At 73.2% G+C, this 19,750-nt stretch carries 11 protein-coding genes; 6 read left to right on the top strand and 5 right to left on the bottom strand.

The features are described from left to right. Window positions 1-145 precede the first annotated feature (145 nt). Window positions 146-2,647, bottom strand: coding sequence for a Tex family protein (locus ACFZBX_RS21590; protein ID WP_391535374.1), 2,502 nt, complete (start codon window positions 2,645-2,647; stop codon window positions 146-148). Window positions 2,648-2,883: 236 nt separating this feature from the next. Between ACFZBX_RS21590 and ACFZBX_RS21585 the strand changes: the two genes are divergently transcribed. Then, a complete protein-coding gene (locus tag ACFZBX_RS21585; protein ID WP_391535373.1) occupies window positions 2,884-3,849 on the top strand; it encodes an aminoglycoside phosphotransferase family protein in 966 nt (321 codons plus the stop codon). Window positions 3,850-3,892: 43 nt separating this feature from the next. Here the strand turns inward: ACFZBX_RS21585 and ACFZBX_RS21580 are convergent, their stop codons facing one another. From ACFZBX_RS21580 to ACFZBX_RS21570, 3 genes are all read right to left on the bottom strand, one after another. Continuing rightward, the gene (locus tag ACFZBX_RS21580; protein ID WP_391535372.1) at window positions 3,893-5,068 is read right to left on the bottom strand and encodes an FHA domain-containing protein; all 1,176 of its coding nucleotides are present in this window, start codon (window positions 5,066-5,068) and stop codon (window positions 3,893-3,895) included. A 136-nt stretch (window positions 5,069-5,204) separates the two neighbouring features. Continuing rightward, on the bottom strand, window positions 5,205-5,669 hold the full coding sequence (locus ACFZBX_RS21575; RefSeq protein ID WP_391535371.1) for a hypothetical protein: 465 nt from the start codon (window positions 5,667-5,669) through the stop codon (window positions 5,205-5,207). Between the two features lie 38 nt (window positions 5,670-5,707). Beyond that, window positions 5,708-13,375 carry a DNRLRE domain-containing protein gene (locus tag ACFZBX_RS21570; RefSeq protein WP_391535370.1) on the bottom strand — a complete coding sequence of 2,556 codons (7,668 nt, stop codon included), beginning with the start codon at window positions 13,373-13,375 and terminating at the stop codon, window positions 5,708-5,710. A gap of 377 nt (window positions 13,376-13,752) precedes the next feature. Here ACFZBX_RS21570 and ACFZBX_RS21565 point away from each other — a divergent pair, with 377 nt between their 5' ends. The 5 genes from ACFZBX_RS21565 to ACFZBX_RS21545 all read left to right on the top strand — a co-directional run bounded on the left by ACFZBX_RS21565 (window position 13,753) and on the right by ACFZBX_RS21545 (window position 18,057). Beyond that, window positions 13,753-14,484 (top strand): tyrosine-protein phosphatase, encoded by a 732-nt coding sequence (locus tag ACFZBX_RS21565; RefSeq protein ID WP_391535369.1) that lies wholly within the window; start codon window positions 13,753-13,755, stop codon window positions 14,482-14,484. Window positions 14,485-14,845: 361 nt separating this feature from the next. Beyond that, the gene (locus ACFZBX_RS21560) at window positions 14,846-15,292 is read left to right on the top strand and encodes a hypothetical protein (RefSeq protein WP_391535368.1); all 447 of its coding nucleotides are present in this window, start codon (window positions 14,846-14,848) and stop codon (window positions 15,290-15,292) included. Window positions 15,293-15,419: 127 nt separating this feature from the next. Further along, complete coding sequence (locus ACFZBX_RS21555; protein WP_391535367.1) at window positions 15,420-16,181, top strand: ATP-binding cassette domain-containing protein; 762 nt, start codon at window positions 15,420-15,422, stop codon at window positions 16,179-16,181. 2 nt (window positions 16,182-16,183) lie between these two features. Then, window positions 16,184-17,467: a hypothetical protein gene (locus ACFZBX_RS21550; protein ID WP_391535366.1), complete on the top strand. Its 1,284-nt coding sequence runs from the start codon at window positions 16,184-16,186 to the stop codon at window positions 17,465-17,467. Window positions 17,468-17,490: 23 nt separating this feature from the next. After that, window positions 17,491-18,057, top strand: a complete 567-nt coding sequence (locus tag ACFZBX_RS21545) for a hypothetical protein (protein ID WP_391535365.1) — start codon at window positions 17,491-17,493, stop codon at window positions 18,055-18,057. A 758-nt stretch (window positions 18,058-18,815) separates the two neighbouring features. Here the strand turns inward: ACFZBX_RS21545 and ACFZBX_RS21540 are convergent. Continuing rightward, the gene (locus tag ACFZBX_RS21540; protein WP_391535364.1) at window positions 18,816-19,712 is read right to left on the bottom strand and encodes a pentapeptide repeat-containing protein; all 897 of its coding nucleotides are present in this window, start codon (window positions 19,710-19,712) and stop codon (window positions 18,816-18,818) included. Between the last annotated feature and the right edge of the window lie 38 nt (window positions 19,713-19,750).

The raw sequence follows: 19,750 nt of genomic DNA, 5'->3' as shown, positions 1-19,750 counted from the left end.
GGGGGGGGGCTCCTGCCGTGTGTCTCCCAACCTCTTTTGTGTACTATTGGGGTGTGTGGGGGGGGCGGGGGGGGGGGGGGGGGGGGGGGGCGGTTTGCCCCCCGGCCCGCCCCGCGCACATGCCCAGCGGCGCGCCGGCCCCGCCTCAGCGCCGCCCGGAGCGACGGTCGCCGGAACGGCGGTCGTCCGCCGAACCGCCGCCGGCCAGGCCGGCCCGGCGCAGCGCGTCCGCCATGGCACTGTTGCCCAGCGGCGCCGACCCGCCGCGGTCGCCCCGGTCACCCCGGTCGCGGCGGTCCTGCCCGCGTCCACCACCCTGGCCACCCTGACCGCCCTGACCGCCCTGGCCGCCGCCCTGACCGCCACCGCGCCGCTCCTGGCGCGGCGGGCGGGCCTGCCGCTCGCCGCCGCGTCCGCCGCCCTCGCCGCCGCGTCCCACCTCGTCGTCCAGCCGCAGGGTGAGCCCGATCCGCTTGCGCGGCACGTCCACCGAGGTCACCCGGACGGTCACGATGTCGCCCGGCTTGACCACCTCGCGCGGGTCCTTGACGAAGTTCTTCGACAGCGCCGACACGTGCACCAGGCCGTCCTGGTGCACGCCCACGTCGACGAAGGCGCCGAACGCGGCCACGTTCGTGACCACGCCCTCCAGCACCATGCCGACCTCCAGGTCGCCGATCTTGTCGACGCCCTCCTTGAAGGTCGCGGTGCGGAACGCCGGACGCGGGTCACGGCCCGGCTTGTCCAGCTCGCCGAGGATGTCGGTGACGGTCGGCACGCCGAAGGTGTCGTCGGCGAAGTCGCCCGGCCGCAGGGTGCGCAGCTTCCCGCTGTTGCCGATCAGCTCGCGCAGTTCCCCGCCGGTGGTGGCGAGGATGCGGCGCACCACCGGGTACGCCTCCGGGTGCACGCTGGAGGCGTCCAGCGGGTCGTCGCCGCCCGGGATGCGCAGGAAGCCCGCGCACTGCTCGAAGGCCTTCGGGCCGAGCCGGGACACGTCCTTCAGCGCCTTGCGGGTGCGGAACGGGCCGTTGGCGTCACGGTGGGCGACGATGTTGTCGGCGAGCGTGCCGGTGATGCCGGAGACCCGGGTGAGCAGCGGGGCGGAGGCGGTGTTGACGTCCACGCCGACCGCGTTGACGCAGTCCTCGACGACGGCGTCCAGCGAGCGGGAGAGCTTCACCTCGCTCAGGTCGTGCTGGTACTGGCCGACCCCGATCGACTTGGGGTCGATCTTGACCAGTTCGGCCAGCGGGTCCTGGAGCCGGCGGGCGATCGAGACCGCGCCGCGGATCGACACGTCCAGTTCCGGCAGCTCCTGGGAGGCGAAGGCGGAGGCCGAGTAGACCGAGGCGCCGGCCTCGCTGACGATCGCCTTGGTGAGCTTCAGCTCGGGGTGGCGCTTGAGGAGGTCCTCGGCGAGCTTGTCGGTCTCCCGGGAGGCGGTGCCGTTGCCGATCGCCACCAGGTCGACGTCGTGCTTCCTCGCCAGCGCGGCCAGGGTCGCCAGCGCGGCGTCCCACTTGTTGGCGGGCTGGTGCGGGTAGATCGTGTCGTAGGCGACCACCTTGCCGGTGGCGTCCACCACGGCGACCTTGACGCCGGTGCGGAAGCCCGGGTCCAGGCCCATGGTGGCGCGGGTGCCGGCCGGGGCGGCGAGCAGCAGGTCCCGCAGGTTGGCGGCGAACACGCGCACCGCCTCGTCCTCGGCCTCGGCGCGCAGCCGGCCCCGCAGGTCGATGCCGAGCCGCACCAGGACCCGGGTGCGCCAGGCCCAGCGGACGGTGTCGCCGAGCCACTTGTCGGCCGGGCGGCCGTGGTCGGCGATGCCGAAGCGGGCGGCGATCCGCTGCTCGTAGTCGCTGGCGCCGGGCAGGTCGCCGGCCTCCTCGCCGTCGTACGGGGACAGGTCGAGGTCCAGGACCTCCTCCTTCTCACCGCGCAGCATCGCCAGGACGCGGTGCGAGGGGAGCCTGGTGTACGGCTCGGCGAAGTCGAAGTAGTCGGCGAACTTCGCGCCCTCCTGCTCCTTGCCCTCGCGGACGGTGGCGACCATCCGGCCGCGGGTCCACATCCGCTCGCGCAGCGAGCCGACCAGGTCGGCGTCCTCGCCGAAGCGCTCGACCAGGATCGCCCGGGCGCCCTCCAGCGCGGCCGGCGCGTCGGCCACCGACTCGTTGAGGTAGCCCGCCGCCAGCGCGGCCGGGTCCTGCGTCGGGTCGGCCAGCAGGGTGTCCGCCAGCGGCTCCAGACCGGCCTCGCGGGCGATCTGCGCCTTGGTGCGCCGCTTCGGCTTGAACGGCAGGTAGATGTCCTCCAGCCGCGCCTTGGAGTCGGCGGCCAGCACCTGCGCGCGGAGCGCGTCGTCCAGCTTGCCCTGCGCCTCGATCGACTCCAGGACGGCGGTGCGGCGCTCCTCCAGCTCCCGCAGGTAGCGCAGCCGCTCCTCCAGCGTGCGCAGCTGCGCGTCGTCCAGCGATCCGGTGACCTCCTTGCGGTAGCGGGCCACGAACGGCACCGTCGCGCCGCCGTCCAGCAGCTCGACCGCCGACTTCACCTGCCCCTCGCGGACGCCCAGTTCCTCGGCGATCTTCCGCTCGATCGCCTGCTGGGCCTGCTTGGCCGCCTGTTCGACTGGCGTGGTCACGAAGCCGGTCACCTTCTTCAGAGTTGCTGTCCGTACCCCCGCATTCTCGCAGCAACCCCCGACGCCCCGCCCCGCCCCCACCACCCCGGGCGTGGCGCGCGGCCGCCCATGACGACTCCCGTCGCGATCCCGAGCGCCCCCCGGGAAACCCAACGCCTCCCCCGAATACTCATGTTCTCACCCTGGTGTTCGAAATCCGCCTGAGCGCGGGCCCCTCGCGGCGTACAGTGCCGGGCATGTGCGCAGCCGCTCGGACGCCCGACCACATGCACGACGACGCCCACCTGTACGACCACCCTCACGACCGTCTGCACGATCGCCTGCACGACGACGAACCCGCCATCGACACCGGCCTGGTACGGCGGCTGATCGCCGTCCAGTTCCCGCAGTGGAAGGGCCTTCCGCTCGCGCCCGCCGGGCTCACCACCACGGACAACGCGATGTTCCGGCTCGGCCCCGAACTCGCCGTCCGCCTTCCCCGGGCCGCCTGGGCCGCCGGGAACCTCGGACGCGAACAGCGCTGGCTCCCCCGCCTCGCCCGGCACCTGCCGGTGCCCGTCCCGGTGCCGGTCGGCCAGGGCCGGCCGTCCGTCGGCTACCCCTGGAGCTGGTCGGTGCTGCGCTGGCTGGACGGCGCCAACCCGGTCCCCGGATCGATCTCCAACCCCGTCCAACTCGCCTACGACCTCGCCGACTTCATCACCGCACTGCGCTCCGTCCAGCCCGCCCCGGACGCCCCGGCAGCGCTTCGCGCGGGCCCGCTGGCCGGCCGCGACGCCGCCACCCGGGCCGCCATCGGACGGCTGCGCGGGGTGATCGACACCGAGACGGCGACCGCGCTGTGGGACAAGGCCCTGCGCCTTCCCGGGCCCGCCGGGCCACCGGTCTGGGTGCACGGCGACCTCACCCCCGGCAACCTCCTGGTCACCGGCCAGCGCCTGGGCGCCGTCCTGGACTTCGGCCTGCTGGGGGTCGGCGACCCGACCGTCGACCTGCTGCCCGCCTGGAGCCTGCTCCCGCCGAGCGCCCGCCCGGCCTTCCGCACCTCCCTGGCCGTCGACGACGCCACCTGGGAGCGCGGCCGCGCCTGGGCGCTGTCCATCGCCCTGGTCCAACTGCCCTACTACCGCACCACCAACCCGCCGCTGGCCGCCAATGCCCGGCACGTCGTCCGGGAGATCCTGACGGACCGCAGCGTGTGAACGTCAGCACGTCAGCACATCAGCACGTCGGCCCGTCGGCCTGTCAGAAGTAGCGCGTCGGCTCGGCGGCCCCCGGCGGCAGCGGGGTGCGGCCCGCCTCCGACTGCCAGGCGCCGGCCAGCTCCGCCGGGAAGCGGCGGCCGCTGCGGGTCAACACCAGCCCGGGCGTCAACTCGACCTCGTCGCCCGGGCGGAAGGGCCGGTCGGCGCCCGGCGGGAGCCGCTCCCACGGGCCCAGGTGGCCGCGCCGCCCGGCCGCGCGCATCCGGCTGCCGTAGGTGCTGGTGTCCCGCACCGTCACCGCGCCGCCGCGCACCGACACCGTCAGGTGCCGGCGGCTCACCAGCGCGGCCCGCTCGGCGGGCAGCAGGCCGAGCAACGCGATGCCGTCCTCCGCCGCCCCGGGCGCCCGGCCGACGGCCGTCCGCGTCCCCTCGTCCAGCGTGTACCGGGCCACGCACGCCCCGTCCAGCACCACCTTGACCTGGGCGGCCCCGGGCCGGGCCCCGTCGTCGAGCAGCGGCGTGCCGTGCAGTTCGCAGGTCGGCACGCCCCGGCGCATCCGGGGCAGCATCACCCGCCCGCCGCGGCGCACGCTGTACAGGCCGCACCGGGTGTCCGGGCAGCGCCAGGCCCGCCCGACCACCTCGACCAGCGGCTGGCGGCCGGCCGTCAGCAGCCCCTGCTTCTTGAGCGCCGACAGCTCCATCTTCTTGGAGATCTCCGCGCCGGTCCGGTACCCCATGTCCAGCGGCACCAGCCGCACCACGCCGCGCCCGGCAGCCTCCGGCCGCAGGAACTGCCAGGTGTTGCCCTGGATCCACGGGTGCTCGATCCGGTGGTCGTCATAGTGGTCGGCGGTGACCACCTGGATCCCGGTCATGCCGGCGATCTCCAGCACCCGCTCGTCGGCGTCCGGCACCTCCTCCACCAGCCCCTCGGCCACCCACCGCGCCAGCGTCCGGGCGTCCGCCGCGTCCTCGAACTCCCGCCGCCCGCCCAGCAGGCTGCGGTCGGCCACGCAGTACACCGCCACCTCCCGGTCGCCGGTCAGCCGCACCAGCGCGTCCACCACCAGCGCCAGCCGGTGCAGCGAGCGCGGCGCGGAACCGCCGAAGTCCGTCCGCCGGACGACGTTGGAGAGTTCGACCAGGTAGTCCGCCCGGTCCGCGGACGTGGCGAGGTTGCGGTCGAGGGCGCGGTCGGAACGGTGCTCCATGGAACCTCCGTGCGGTCGGCGGGCCCTCCCATCATGACCCAGCGCCCACGGCCACGGGCGCGCAACAACGACAAACCGGCGCCGCCCCGGGGACCGAAGTCCCCGGGGCGGCGCCACTCGGTCCCGAACAGCGCTCCTATCGCGGGGCGTTGCAGCGGAACTGCTGGTTGATCTGCCCGGCCGTGCGCGGCCCCTCCCGGGTCCAGTACTGGTCGGGCCCCAGGACCGCCGCGGCGGCCTTCTCCGTGTCGGTCACGTCGTCCGCCCCGCCACCGGCCGAGCGGTACCCGACCCCCAGGAACTTCGGCAGGACCGGCACCTCCTCGTAGACCGTCCGCTCGGCGAATCCCTCCGGCAACCAGGCCTGGCCCCCGGAGTCCGACACCCCCAGAACCACGACCCGCCCGGCACTCGCCTCGGGCGACGTCGGCGCCGAAGCGGCGAACAACTCCCGTTGCTTGCCCGTCATGTCAAAGCCACTCACATCGGTGAGCGCTTCACCCGGACAGAGCGGGAACAACACCTCGACCCGCCCCCCGGCGACCCGGAACCCGAAGTAGTACGGCTCCGGGTCCGACATGAAACAGCCGCTCAGCAGCATCGCACTGACCGCAGCGAGCCCGGCCGCCAGAGAACGCCTCAGCACCCCCTGTACTCCCCGTCCTCCAGACCGGCCCGGCGCTCCCAGATATTGGTGCACGGGTTCACCCCGGCTCCAAAGTACAGGAACGGGAAGAACTGACCATAGGTACGCCACTGCTGGACATGCCGCCGTTCATGATCGAGCACGTGCGGCGGGATCGGAGCAGAGCGGCGAGGGGTGAAGAAGCTCGATCCGATCGTGGTACCACCGCGCTGGTGCAGCCCCACCCCGCCCTCGCAGACGCGGAACTCGAGGTTGCCACGGCACTGGTACCCGAGGACCGGCGCCACCCGCATCATCACGACGTCCACGGCCGCCGTCTGCGCAACCGCCACCGTCCGCTGGACATTGCTGCCGATGATCTTCGCACCGGTCACGACCTTGCGGCCGACCAGCTTCGCCGCCTTGACCGGATTGACCGTCACCTTCGGCTTGATGAGCGACTTCCAGCTCCACTTCCGCCCGTCGAGGTCGTACTGGCCGATCGGGTCGCACGGGTACCCGTAGGCGTTGGCGCTGCCGCCCGGCACCGGGTCGACGGAGAGGAATCGGCCGGTGGCCGGGTCGTAGAGTCGCACGCCCATCAGGACGATGCCGTCCTGGGCCTCGGCGGAGCGCTGCTTGGCGCCGAGCCAGCCGTAGCGGGCCGCGGTCTGACCGGCGGCCGGGTTGCCGTACTCGTCGGCGTCGAGGAGGACCGGGGTGGTCAGGGCGGTGTCGGTGGTGAGCACCACCGATCCGAACAGGTTGGTGAGTTGGAGCTTGATCTCCCCTGCGTTGGTGGCGCTGGCGGCGAGGTCGCCGTCGGTGCCGGGAACGTAGCGGGTCCAGGCGCCGGCGGTGTCCTCGGTGATCCAGCGCGGGCTGTCGCCGCTGCTGCCGTAGTGGTTGAGGCGGGTGGTGGTGGTGGACCAACTGCCGTTCGGCTGCTTGGTGGCGGTGGTGCTGCCGTTGAGGCGGCCGGCGGGGTCCAGGGTCCAGGTCTGCTTCGTGGTCGCGGTCTCCTGGCTGGCGACCAGGTCGTTGACCCGGTAGCCGAAGGCCGTGCCGGTCGGCGTGGTGAGCGTGCGGCCGAACGCGTCGTAGGTGTAGCCGGCGCCTGCGATCCGGTCGGCGCTGTCGTAGGCGTACGCGGTCGTGGTGGCGCCGGTGGTGGTGCAGGTGCCGTCGCCGGCCGGGCCGGAGACCGACTTGGCGGTGCGGTTGTAGTGGACGTCGTAGGTGTAGGTGCGGGTGGTGCAGCCGGCGGCGGCCGTGGACTGCTCGGCCTTGACCAGGCGGCCGAGGCGGTCGTAGCCGTAGGACTTGATGCCGTTGGTGCTGCTGTCCTTGACCACCTGCCCCTGGGTGGAGAGCTCCTCGTTCTGCGCCCAGACGACCTTGCCGTCGGAGGCGCGGGCGTAGGTGCGGGCGACGGCCTTGCCGGAGGCGTTCAGGGTGTCCTTGCGGACGATGCCGCCGGGGTAGGTCTGCTCGACGAGCTGACCGTCCGGGCTGTACTTCGCCGTGAACTCACCGGCCTTGCTGTCGTTGACCGAGGTGAGCAGGCCGCGCGGCTCCTTGGCCCGGTCGTAGGTGAACGCGGTGGTACCGGTGGGGTCGGTGACCTTGACCGGCTTGCCGAACCTGTCGTACTCGGTCGTGGTGGTCGCGCCGTCGCCGTCGGTGTAGGAGATCGTCCGGCCGAGGACGTCCTTCACCGTGGTGACGGACTTGCCGCCCGCCGTGGTCGACACGGCCTCTCCCGTCGCCGGGTCGTAGGCGGTGACGGCCTTCGGCACCGCCTGGCCCTCATCACCGGTGACCTCGACGGAGACCGCCCGGTCCACGGAGTCGTACACGGTGACGGACCTGCGGGTTTTGCCCGCGTTGGTCTCGACGACCTCCTCCGGTTTGCCGGTGCGCGAGTACCGGGTGACCTGCTTGACCGGCAGCGTGGTCGGCATCCGCGCCGCGTCCGCGCCCGTCACCGCCGCGCCCGGCGCGGTCACGCACGACTGCCCCGCCCACTCGGGACGGTTGGCGCAGGCCGCGTTGGCGGCGTTGGCGCCCGCCGTGTAGTAGACCGACTTGACCGTCGAGGCGTCCGCCGTGTCGGAGCCCGGGACCCGGACCTCCTCCGTGCGGCCCTGCGCGTCGTAGCGGGTGGTCGTGGTGAGCTTGGCGCCCAGCGCGTCGGTGGTCACCGACGTCGCCTTCTTCAGCGTCCAGCCCGAGGTGCCGCCGATCGGGGTGCCGTAGCCGTTCTTGGTGACCCGCGGCTCGGCGTCGTCGGCGTAGCCGTCGATACGGGCGCCGTCGGTGGCGGTGGTGACCAGGTGGTAGGCCTGGCCGTCGGGCTTCCCTTCGTCGTAGGTGTTGGTGTTGTGGTCGCGGACCACCACCGGCGTCCCGGCCGGGAGCGTCGGGTTGACGGTGCTCTTGGTCAGCGTGATGGTGTCCAGGCCCGCGTGGTAACGGTCGCCCTGGCTGCCCGCGTTGGTGCCGGTGACGGTGAACCGGAGCTCGTGGTCACCGCGGGTCAGCCGGACGGACTGACCCGCCGTGTACGGGGCCGTCGAGCCGGCCGGGTTGGCGTCGAAGGTGTCGATCGGCTGGCCGACGTTCTGCCCGTCGATCGCGAACTGGACGACGCCGTGGTCGTTGAACCGCGTCAGCTGGCCGGAGAGCACGTACTCGCCCTCCTCCGGGACGCTGACGCGCATCACGTCGTAGGCGCCCGCCTGCGTCCCGACCAGGTTGAGCTGCGCGCCGCCGGACCAGGACAGCGCACCGTTGTCGTTGATCACCCGCACCGGCGCCGTGGCGCCGAGCTGCGGCAGCTTCTCCGCCTCCCAGGTCGAGGTGACCGGGGTGGACTGGCCGCCGACCTGCTCGGTCAGCGAGGCGCGGTAGACCGGGCCGAGCGTCTCCGCCACGTCCAGGCCGTCGGCCGTGTAGACGGTGCGCGAGTCCAGCAGCCGGGACCGGGCGGCGGAGTCCGCCGGGAGGTTCAGCTCGGCCGCGTACCGGGCCGCGTCCGGGTGGGTGCCGAGCGCGATCGAGCGGTTGGTCGCCTCCAGGGCGCGCACCACGTGGCCGTAGCGGTCGTACTCCTTGGTGTCGATGTCACCGCCGGGGGTGACGGACGGGGAGGCGGTGTTGACCTCGTTGCCGGAGGCGTTGAGGTAGTGCACGGCGGCGGGCTTGTAGCCGTCCTTGCCCGGCTTCACCGGGGTCGCCGTGTTGGTGCCCGGGTCGTCCTCGGGATCGAAGACGGCGGTGGCGTCGGTGGGAGCGTCCGTCTGCGCCCACTTGGCCACGTCCGCGCCGCCCATGTCGTACGGACCGCCCGCGCCGACGGTCAGCGGCACGTCGTAGACGACGTTGGTCGCCGTCTCACCGCTCACCTGGTCCTTGCTGCCCTGCGCCAGCGCGGCCCGGCGGACCTTCAGCAGCCGCCCCGGGTCCTGGTCCGCCGCGGCCTGGCCGAAGTCGAAGTTCCACGGCAGCTGGCCCGCCGGCGTGGTCCGGACGACCCGGCCCGCGTCGTCGTAGCCGTACGTGGTCTTCAACGGCTGCGCGAGGCGCGGGTCCCAGCTCTCCGCCAGGCGGCCCTTGTCGTCGTACGCGTAGTGCGCGACCTCGACGGCCTCCTGCTTGGACGTCGCCGGGTTCCACGACCACACCTTGACCGCCTTCACGCGGTCCAGGTAGTCACCGGGGGCGGTGGCCGTGGCGGTGGTCGACTTGGCGTACTCGTAGTCCATGGCCTCGCAGCCGCGCGGCAGCGGCTCCACCGAGCAGCGGTTGGCGTCGTCCACCCCGGCCTCGACCGGCGGGATCACCCGCTTCACCAGTGCCCGGCCGTCCGTGGTGTCGTACAGGTAGCGGGTCGCCGACGGCGCACCCGGACCGGTCTCGCTGACCACCTGATAGCTGTTCGAACCGGCCTGCCGGGCGAAGACCGTCCTGGTTCCGTCCAGCTCGGTCAGCTCGTAGGTGACGGCGTTGGTCTGCACGTCCCAGACCTGGTTCGGACCGGCCCAGCACACCCACACCGAGGCACCGTGGTCGGTGTCCAGGCACCTGCCCGAGTAGAGGCTGAGCACCTGGCCGTCGGTGCGCACGTCCCACTTCTGGTTGTCCCCGCCGTTGCAGCCCCACAGCACCACCTGGGTGCCGTCGGCCACCTGACCGTAGGGGTTGTCCAGGCAGTAGCCCAGCAGTCGCAGCGACAGGTCCTCACCCCGGGTCCACTGCTGGTTCGCCGCACCGGTGCAGGTGGCCGGCTGGAGGACGGCCCCGTTGCCGGCCACGCCGTTGGGGGCCTCCAGGCACTGGCCACTGCTGTTCAGCAGGAGGGCGCCCGAGGTGGCCGGCACGGCCTTGAGCGTCACCGACTCCGCACCCGGCTCCGGGAAGAACGTCCCGTTGGCACCCTTGGCGAAGGTCAGCGTGCCGTCGTCGTTGCCCTTGATCTCGACCAGGTCGGACTGCGGGAACGACAGCGAGCGGTAGTCCGACCCCGCGCCCGCGTCCGGGCCGCCGGCCCACTGCGGACCGAACGGCGCCACGATCTCCTTCAGCGACAGGTCGTCGAAGAAGACCTCCTTGCCCGTGCCGGGCAGGTTGCCGTTGTAGAGCCGGAACCACGCCTGGTCGGCGTCCTTCGGAACGGCCAGGTCGACGGTCAGCTGCTGCCAGCCGTCCGTGAACGAGGCCTTCTTCGAGGTGGTCTGGCCGTACCCGGCCGCGGTGTGGTAGAGGCCGGTCAGCGTCAGGCCGCGGTCGGCGAGCGGGTTGCCCAGGCCGGTCGCGCCCGGCACGTAGATCCAGCCGGTGAGACGGTACGTCCTACCGGGCCGCATGCCCTGGGCGAGGGTGTACTCCGGACCGACGGCCGCGTAGCTGTCCCAGCCGTTGCCGGGCTTGACCAGCAGCGAGTCGGTCGAGCTGTCGTGACCGCGCACGGTCGAGCGGCTGATGTCCGCCTGGCCGGGGGTGAAGCCGGCCGTGTCGGTGCCCACCTGGCGCTGGTTGGTCGTCAGGCGCTCGCCCTGCGGCTGCCAGCCGCGGTCCGTACCGCGCGAGGACGACGTACGGGAGACCGACATCCCGAACGCGCCGGCGTCGGTGGCGGTGGTGGTGTAGTCACCGGTGAGCAGGTTCACCGAACCGGGACCCGCCTCGGCGCTCGTGGCACCGTCGGCGTTGCGGTCCACCGTCAGGGTGTTCCAGGCGGTGGTGTAGCCGTTGCCGGAACCGTCCTCGGGGAACAGCTTGGCACGGACCTGCACCACACCGCCGACGTTGCCGAGGGTGTCCAGGACGTTCCAGTTGGCGTGCGGGCCGAGGTCCGCCAGGCGCGGCTTGTCCTCGGTGACCGCCGTGTTGTCCGCCTTGGTCAGGTTGGCGCGCGGGACGGTGTACTCGGTGGCGCCGGGGCCGCGGCGGTACTCGTAGACCACCCGCTTGAACTGCGCCTGCGCGTCCACCGACAGCTTGACGCGCTTGGCCGCCTGGGTGCCGTTCACCGGCGAACTGATACCCGCCTGGCCGACGTGGAACACGTACTCGGCCGGCGGGGACAGGTTGCCCGCACGGTCCTTGGCCTGCACCTTGAGCACGCGCCGGCCCTCGGTGGCCGGGGTAATCGACGTGGTCAGCCCGGCCGTGGCGTTCACCGTCACCGGCGCCACGCCGTCCAGCGTGTAGACGTACGCCGCCAGGTCGCTCGTCCCCGCGGGCGGGGTGAACGTGAACGAGCCGGCCTGGTTGGCCGCGCCGTGCCAGAGCCCGTCCGACGGGTAGTCCGCCGAGGTGACCGTCGGCGCGCCGGGGGCGGTGGTGTCGACGACGAAACTCGTACCGGACCACCCCGTCGCCGAGTTGGCGTCCATCACCCGCGTCCAGACCGTGTACGGGACTCCCTCGTCCAGCTTCGCCACCCCCAGGTCGGCGGGGCCCACCTGGAGATAGGTGTTGGCCGGGACCTCCCGGTAGATGCTGTTGACGAAGCTGCCGGCCCGCCACAGGTCGACGTTCACGCCGAGCGTGCCGTTGTCGGCGTCGTCCGCGCGGACCTGGAACCGCGGCGTCGCGGAGTTGGTGTACCGCGGCTCGCCCGGCTGCGAGGGCAGGACCTCGATGCCGGACGGCGCGGAGGGCGTCGAGTTGTAGGTGACCGAGAGATACGGCGGGTAGTCGCTCTCGGCGGAGCCGAACCGCTTCCAGGAGAGGTCGCTGTTCTCGTCCGTCGCCTTCAGCATGAAGCCGTAGTCGTTGGAGCCGAACTGCGCGAAGTGCCGGACCATGCTCGTGACATCGGTGTTGGTCCAGGCGGACCCGTCCGGGGCGGTGCACTGGTGGGTGTCACCGCCGTCGACGTCGTAGGTCTCGTACGTCCTGGTCCACATCTGGCCCCACTGGGGCTCGTTGCCCCACCGGGTCCACCAAGCGGCGCCGTTCGCGTTCCAGACCTCCCACTGCTTCGGGGTGCAGTGGGAGGAGTGGTAGTTGAACAGGTGCAGCCTGGCGTCGAAGATCTGCTTGCCGCTGATCGAAACGCCCGGGATCGTCAGGTACGAGCGCGCCTTGACGCTGCCGTTGTAGCTGCCCAGCTTGAGGTCCTCCGAGCCGGAGGCGTCCCAGTTCTCGTTGTTCTGCACATAGGTGTCGTACGTGCTGAAGACGGTCGCCACCGGGTCGATGGTGACCGGGTACTGGGTGTTCGGGGCGGCCAGGAACGCCGCGTCCGGAGTGAACACCAGTTCGGTGTCCGCGCCCTGCCCGCGCACCTGCATCGTCACCGGCGCCCGGTTCAGGTGCTCCTGCGAGACCGGGTCCACCACCGCGTCCCACATCACCGGCGCCGGGATCTTCACGGCCGGCTTGCCGGTCGCCTTGTCGACCAGCTGGACCGAACCGTCCTGCTGCGCCACGACGTTGAGGCCGGTGGTGTCGAGCGGGATCGTCATCGTGCCGGCCTGGCTCACGGCGGAACGATTCTTCACGATCAGGAACTGCTCGAAACCGGTCCGGGTCGCCTTCACCACGAGGTCGACGCCTGGTCGGGCGTCGACGTACGTCGCCTTGCCGCCCTCCAGCGTCGGCCTGGGCAGCCTGCCCAGCCAGCCGAAGCCCACCTTCTGGTCGCCGGAGCCGTAGCCGGCGAGTTCACGCTCCTGGAGCGTGGTCGTGGTGGACGCCGGGGCATCGCCCGCGGGCGGCGCGCCGTCGGCTCCCGGCAGGCTGTCGCCCACCGTGACACCGGCATCGCCGCCGTCGAGGACCAGCCCGCCGGGGTGCGCCTTCGGCGCCACCTTGCCGTCCGGCGTCCGGGCCAGGGTGGTGTCCACCGCGACCCAGGAGCCGCCGGACTTCATCCGGATCGGGCCGGTCGACCGCTCGGAGGTGAGGGTGCCCTCGGGGTTCGCCCAGAGGGTCGTGAACTCGGTCCGGGCGCCGACCACTTCGACCCGGTGGCCCTGCAGTCGGGCCGCCAGCAGGGCGGAAGCCTCATCGGGCGCATCCCCGGCCGGTGCGGCAGTCGCGGTGGCCTGCGGGGCGGTCGGAGCCGGCGCGGCGAACGCCGACGACGCGGTCAACGCCTCGACGGCGACGCCGGTCTGCACCAGCAGACCCAGCGTCACGGCGGCCGAAAGGGAGCGTTTCCAGCGCATGGACATCGAAAGCGTCCCGCCCGCGGGCGCGGGCAGGACAGTGGAGCGTCGTGACATCGAATCCTCGTCGAGAGAGTGCCAAGACGGTGCAAGCCTTCTGGCTCGACGGAGAACCTCTCACCCCTCACCGGCTCCCAGGGAACGTTCAGGGTTTCGATCGAGTAACGATGCATCGCGCACGACCCATATTCCTCCGCCTTCTGATGGGTTGTCACGTCACCTGTGCACATCGACTGTTCGGTGTATTTGTCGCCTCCGACCGAATCGCGGGCGATCCACCGGGCGGAGCGGCGGCCGCCGGACGCGACGCCCCTGGGCCGCCGAGGCCTGCCGAGCCCGGGCAGGGCGGCCGCGAACGGGGCCAGTAGGGTGCGAACATGACACGTCATCTGGAGTTCGAAGGTCCGTACAACTTCCGCGACCTGGGCGGCTATCCGGCCGCCGACGGGCGGGCCGTGCGCTGGGGACTGCTCTACCGGTCGTCCTCGCTCGGCAGGCTCGCCTCGGCCGCCGACCTGGAGCGGTTCCGGGCGCTGGACATCGGCACCGTGATCGACCTGCGGTATCCCTGGGAGATCGAGCGCCGCGGGCGGATACCGGAGCTCGACGGGGTCGCCTACCACAACCTCTCGATCGAGCACCGACCGTACGACCAGGCCGAGATCGACCCCGAGCTCGACCCGTGGCGCTACCTGGCGGACCGGTTCGCCGAGGTGGCCGAGGACGGCGCCGCGGAGATCCGCGCCGTTCTGGAGCTGATCGCCGGGGCCGAGCGGCCGGTGGTGTTCCACTGCGCCGCCGGCAAGGACCGCACGGGGCTGATCGCCGCGCTGGTGCTCACCCTGCTCGGCGTCGGCGAGGACGACGTGGCCGCCGACTTCGCGCTCACCGAACTGGTCACCGCCAGGCTGGTGGCCGACTGGCGCGCCGGCAACCCGGGGCGCACGCTGCGCTGGCCCGCCTTCGGGCGCGCGCCGGAGGCGGTGATCCGGTTCGCGCTCGCGGACCTGGCCGCCGCCCACGGCTCGGTGCGCGCCTATGCCACCGGCAAGGTCGGGGTCGACGAGGCGCTGATCGGCCGGCTGCGGGCGCGGCTGCTCACGGCGTAACCGGGCGACGACGAGAACCGGCCAACGCCCTATCGGAACGACAATCGCATGAAAAAGAAATCTATCGGCGAGTAGATCAGAAATGAGCACGGTGGATCGGCATTCGACCGGAAAGGTCGTGGCTCGGAATTTTCCGGCGAATGTCGATCAGCCCCTTGCCAAGGCCCGGCCCCTCGGCCTCAAGCGGCCGAATGGCCGAAAAAAATAGTGCTGGCCGCCTGTTCGTGCACGCTAAGGTCATTCCCGCGGCGGCTCGGCCGATCGGGTGACCGCGACCGTTCGGGTCGGACCTCCGCTCATTTCCTTTTGCCTGCATGACCCCGCCCCGCCAGGCGGTGTCACCGAAATGATCGGACGGAAGATGCACGCAAAGAACCGCGCCGACCGTTTTCGCCGTACCGGCAGCACCAGCCGCATCAACCGCACATTCGTCCGGGGCGCCCTGGTGGCCGCCGCGCTGCTCGGCTTCGCCGGCGCCGGTCCCGCGCTCGCCGAAGGCTCCTGGACGTCCCACATCAGCAGCTGGGGACCCGGCTCGGAATCCCGCCGCTGGGCCGACAGCGACCGCGACGACGCCGTCACCACCGTCACCTTCCAGGGCTGCGAGACCGACAACAACGACTTCAAGGACGCCGACCTCCAGCTCCACAAGGACGTCTTCGGCCCCGACAGGGCCTACGGCCACCGCTCCAACCACTGCGACACCTCCGGCTGGGGCGACCAGAGCTCCGGCGACTACTACTTCACGCTGGGGGGCGTGCGCAGCGGCGCCAAGCTCTGGGTGGACACCGTCACCACCCGGTACTGACCACGTCCACGCCGCCCCCTCGCCCCCTACGCCCCCACGCCGCCCCCGCCCCGGCCGTGGTTCCGGCGGACGCCCCCGTCCGCCGGCGCCCCCGCACCCCTCCCGAGCGAAATGCGTCGACCCCGCCATGGCCCTTGAGTTCCACCGCATCGACTTCCAGTACAGCCGGAAGACGCCCCTGTTCACCGGTCTCGATCTGCGGATCGACAATCCGGCCACCGTCCTGCTCGGCCCCAACGGAGCCGGCAAGTCCACCCTCATGGCGCTCGCCGCCTCGCAGGTGCACCCGCACCGGGGCCTGGTCACCTGGCACGGCGTCAACCCGGCGGCGGGCGGCGGCGACCGGGCCGCCTACCGGCGCGCGGTGGCCTGGCTGCCGCAGCAGATCACCCCCGTCCCCGGGCTCAACGTGCGCGAACAGGTCGCGTACTGCGGCTGGTTGAAGGGCATGTCGCGCACCGCCGCCTGGCACGCCTCGGCCGGCGCGCTCGCCCGGGTCGGCCTCTCCGGGCTCGCCGACCGGGCCGGCCACCAGCTCTCCGGCGGCCAGCTGCGCCGGATGGGCATCGCCGGCTGCCTCGCCCACCACAGCGAGCTGATCCTGATGGACGAGCCCACGGCCGGGCTCGACCCCACCCAGCGCGCGGTGTTCCGCACCCTGGTCGAGGAGTTGACGGGCGAGGTGAACGTCGTGGTCTCCACCCACCAGACCGAGGACCTCGCCGAGACCTACCGGCACGTGGTGGTGCTGGACCGCGGCCGGGTCCGCTTCCAGGGCGCCACCGAGGAGTTCCACGCCCTCGCTGCCGGCGGCCGGCTCCCCGGGGCGGGCAGCGGCCCGCCGAGCGCCGAGGCCGCGTACGCGCGCCTGATCGAACGGGAGACCTGACCATGCTGCTGCGCACCGTGCTACGGGTCTCGGCCGGCACCCGGGCGCTGCCGTTCCTGCTCGGCTTCGTCCTGGTCGCCCTCGGCGACGAACTGACCGCCTGGGTCACCCCCGGCTACGGGCTCGCCGCCGCCGGACACGCCAGCCTCGCACTGCCGTTCGCCTGCGCGGCCTGTGCGGCCTGCGGCGCGTGGGAGGGCGGACGACTGCACCGGGGCGGCGTGTTCGACCGCTCCCCGGTCCGCTCCGCGCCGGCCATCACCGCACCGCTGCTGCTGCCGGTCGCCGTGATGGGCGCGCTCGGCATGGCCGCCGCGCTCGGCACCACCGCGCTGGCCGGCAGCACCGCGAACGGCCTCCCGCAGCCCGGACCGCTCGCCGTCTGGGCCGGGCTGCTGCTCGCCAACACCCTGGTCGGCTCGATGGTCGGGCGGGTGCTGGCACCGGTGGTCGCCGTCCCGCTCGCGCTGGTCAGCAGCTTCGTGCTGAACGCCTACCCCGCCGCGTTCGACACCTACTGGCCGCGGCACCTGGTCGGCGGCGGGCTGTCCGACTGCTGCGCCGTGGACCAGGTGCTGGACGGGCGGGCGGTGGCGGCCTCGCTGGCCTTCTCCGGCGCGGTCTGCGCGGCCGCCGTGCTGCTGATCCGCCAGCGCGGCACCCCGCTCGCCGTCGCCGCCGCGCTGGCGGTCACGGCGGGCGGGGTCGCGGTGGGCGGCTGGGCCGCCCGCGACCTCGGCCCCGAACCGGTGCGTGCCCGGTCCGCCGCCGCCCTGGTCTGCGCGGACGGACCGCCGCGCGTCTGCCTCTGGCCGGAGCTGGGCGGCGCCCGCTCGGCAGCGGTCCGCACCGAGGTCCGGAAGGTCGCCGACGCCCTGGCCGGGCACGGTGTCACCGTCCCCGAGGCGTTCACCATGGCCGCCCGGCCGGGCCCGGGCGAGGCCAAGCTCGGCGTCCCCACCGACGCCCGGGCCCAGGACGTCGCCCCCGCCGTGGTCGGCGGCCTGCTCCCGCGCGCCCCGGACTGCGCCCGCCGCGGCGACCCCTACCCGGCCGCGGCCGCCCTCGGCACCCTCACCGCCTGGCTCACCGCCCGCGCGGGCCCGGACGGCACCACCGTCCCGGCGGCCGGCGTCGGCGGCCGCTTCACCGAGGCCGACGCCGCCCACGCCACCCGGTTGCTCCGGCTGCCGGACGGGCCCCAGCTCGACTGGTACCGCGCCACCACGGCCGCCCTCGCCGACTGCGGAACCCCGGCCCCGGCCCCCGTCGGAGGCGAGCCGTGATCTGGTGGTGCAAGGCGCGCGCGGTGCCGGTACTCGCGGCCGTCCTCGCCGGAACCCTCGCCGTCGGCCTGCTGTTCGGGAACGGGGAGCTGCCGGTACCGGCACTGCACGGGCAGGCCGGGCACTTCCTCCTCGCGCACGTGATCACCCTGTTCCCGGCGGTGTTCCTGCTGTACGGGCTGGGCCGGGGCGACCTGCGGACCGAAGCCGTCGCCGTCCGGTTCCTGCGCGGCCTCGACGTCGGGCTCGCCCTCGCCCTCGCGGCCGCCGGAACAACCTGCGGAGGCCTCGCCTACCTGGCCGGCCAGGGCGCACTCGCCCTGGTCCTGGCCCGCAACATCACCGGCTACCTCGGCCTCGCCCTGCTCGTCCGCCCCCTGATCGGCCACCGCCCGGCCGCCGCCGCCCTCGCCGCCACCCCCCTGCTCTGCTCAGCCGCCGGCTGGTACCCGAACGGCCACCCCCGCCCATGGGCCTGGCCGCTCCACCCCGCGGACTCGCCAACGGCCCTGACCGCCGTCGCCCTCCTCCTCCTCACCGGCACAACCTGCGCCCTCCTCCGCCGACACCCACCCACCCCCGCCCCATAGCCCCATAGCCTCACCCGCCCGTTCTGCACCCGCGACGGCAAGGCCCACCCGAGCGGGCACCCGGCCACAGCCGCGACCGGCATCCTGCTTCACCGCCACCCGTCCACCACGCTCGGCCCGCACGCGGGCCACACCCACTCCACCGACGGCCGGCGGCGACACCGCGACGGGCCGGCCGGGCGACTCAACGACCGCGAGGCCCCCGAACCGGCACCACCCCGGACCCCGCAGGGCACGCACTACCCGCGCACGCAGCCCGCCCCCGGCTATGCCGCGACGGCGGAATCCGCCTTGCAAGCCCTACGCAGGCGGCGCGCCCATAGGGCGCCAGGGCCTGCTGCACTGATGCCCACCCGTCACGCTCGGCCCACACACGGGCTACGGCCGCTCCACCGACAGGCCGACCCGGCGACTCGACGACACCAGAGCCCCCATACACGCGGACTGCGGCCATCGGCCCGAGGCCCGCGGCGCCCGCATCCACCTGCCCGCCCACGCAGGCCCACGCCCAGTACGCTCCGCCACCCACCCGCCTGGCGAATCAGCGGCGGCGAGGCCCACGGCCGCCCTGTGTCACCGGGCCCGGAGCCCACCCGCTGCGACTCGCCCGTCTCCCCTGTGGCTCGCCGAGCGCAACCAGCGGCTCCGTGTCCCCAACCCCGCCCCGCCCCGCCCAGCGACGCACCAACAACCAGGCCCTCTGCCGCCCTGTGTCACCGGGGCCGGGGCCGGGGCCACGGCAGCCGGCCGGCAGTGGGTCAGGGGCGGCGGGGTTTGCCCGACCGCGTGCTGTTCTTGGGCTTGCGCGGGGGGCGGGGGCCGGAGGGCGGGGTGGTGGTGCCGGTCGTGGCGGGCCAGTGGGTGGGGCGCTTCAGTGCCGACGGGAGGCGGGTGGTGGCGTCGCCTCGGGCGGCGTTGAGCTGTGCCTGGGTGAGGAAGAGTGCCTCGGTGAGGTCGGCGCCCGCCAGATTGGCGTCCCGCAGGTCGGCGCCGACCAGGTCGGCGAGCCGCAGGTCCGCCCCGGCGAGGTCCGCGGCCACCAGCAGCGCGCCGCGCAGGTTGGCCCCGCGCAGGTCCGCGCCGCGCAGCCGGGCGCCGAACAGGTCCGCGCCCCGGTGCTCGCGGCGGCGCGGGACGGCGGCCCGGACCAGCTCGCTCGCCTTGAGCAGCAGCTCGGCGACCGCCTGCCGGTGTGCGGGCACGTCGACCGCCAGGATCTCCTCCGGTGTGCCGCCGGCCAGTCGCCCGGTCTCCTCCAGCGCCCGGCGCAGTTCCCCGTGCACGGGGCGGGCCGGCTCGAAGGTGAGCGCCTCGGTGAGGTACCAGAGGAGCTCGTGCAGCTGCCGCACCACCGGGAACACCTCGAACATCGCGCCCGCGTCCTCCGGCGCCTCGCGCCAGCCGCGCCCGCCGAAGGTGACCTGGGAGACCTGCTGCCCGGCGCCGAAGCAGTCGTACACCGTGCAGCCGGGGAAGCCGCTCTCGCGCAGCCGCTCGTGGATGCCGCAGGTGAAGTCCGTCTTCAGGTTGCGGCAGGCGCTGCCGGCCGCCTTGTTCACGGCGAAGTCGGTGCCGGCGGCGAACGGCAGCGCGACGCAGCACAGCCCGAAGCAGCTCCCGCAGTCGGAGACGAGGTTGAGGCTCGGGACGCTCACGATGCTGTTGTTCCTCCGGGAAGACGGCGCGGTGCGGT

This window comes from Kitasatospora sp. NPDC008115, from assembly GCF_042957205.1.
Classification (GTDB): domain Bacteria; phylum Actinomycetota; class Actinomycetes; order Streptomycetales; family Streptomycetaceae; genus Kitasatospora.
Note: the sequence above shows the minus strand (reverse complement) of the source record. Positions and strands in the feature narration are given on the sequence as shown.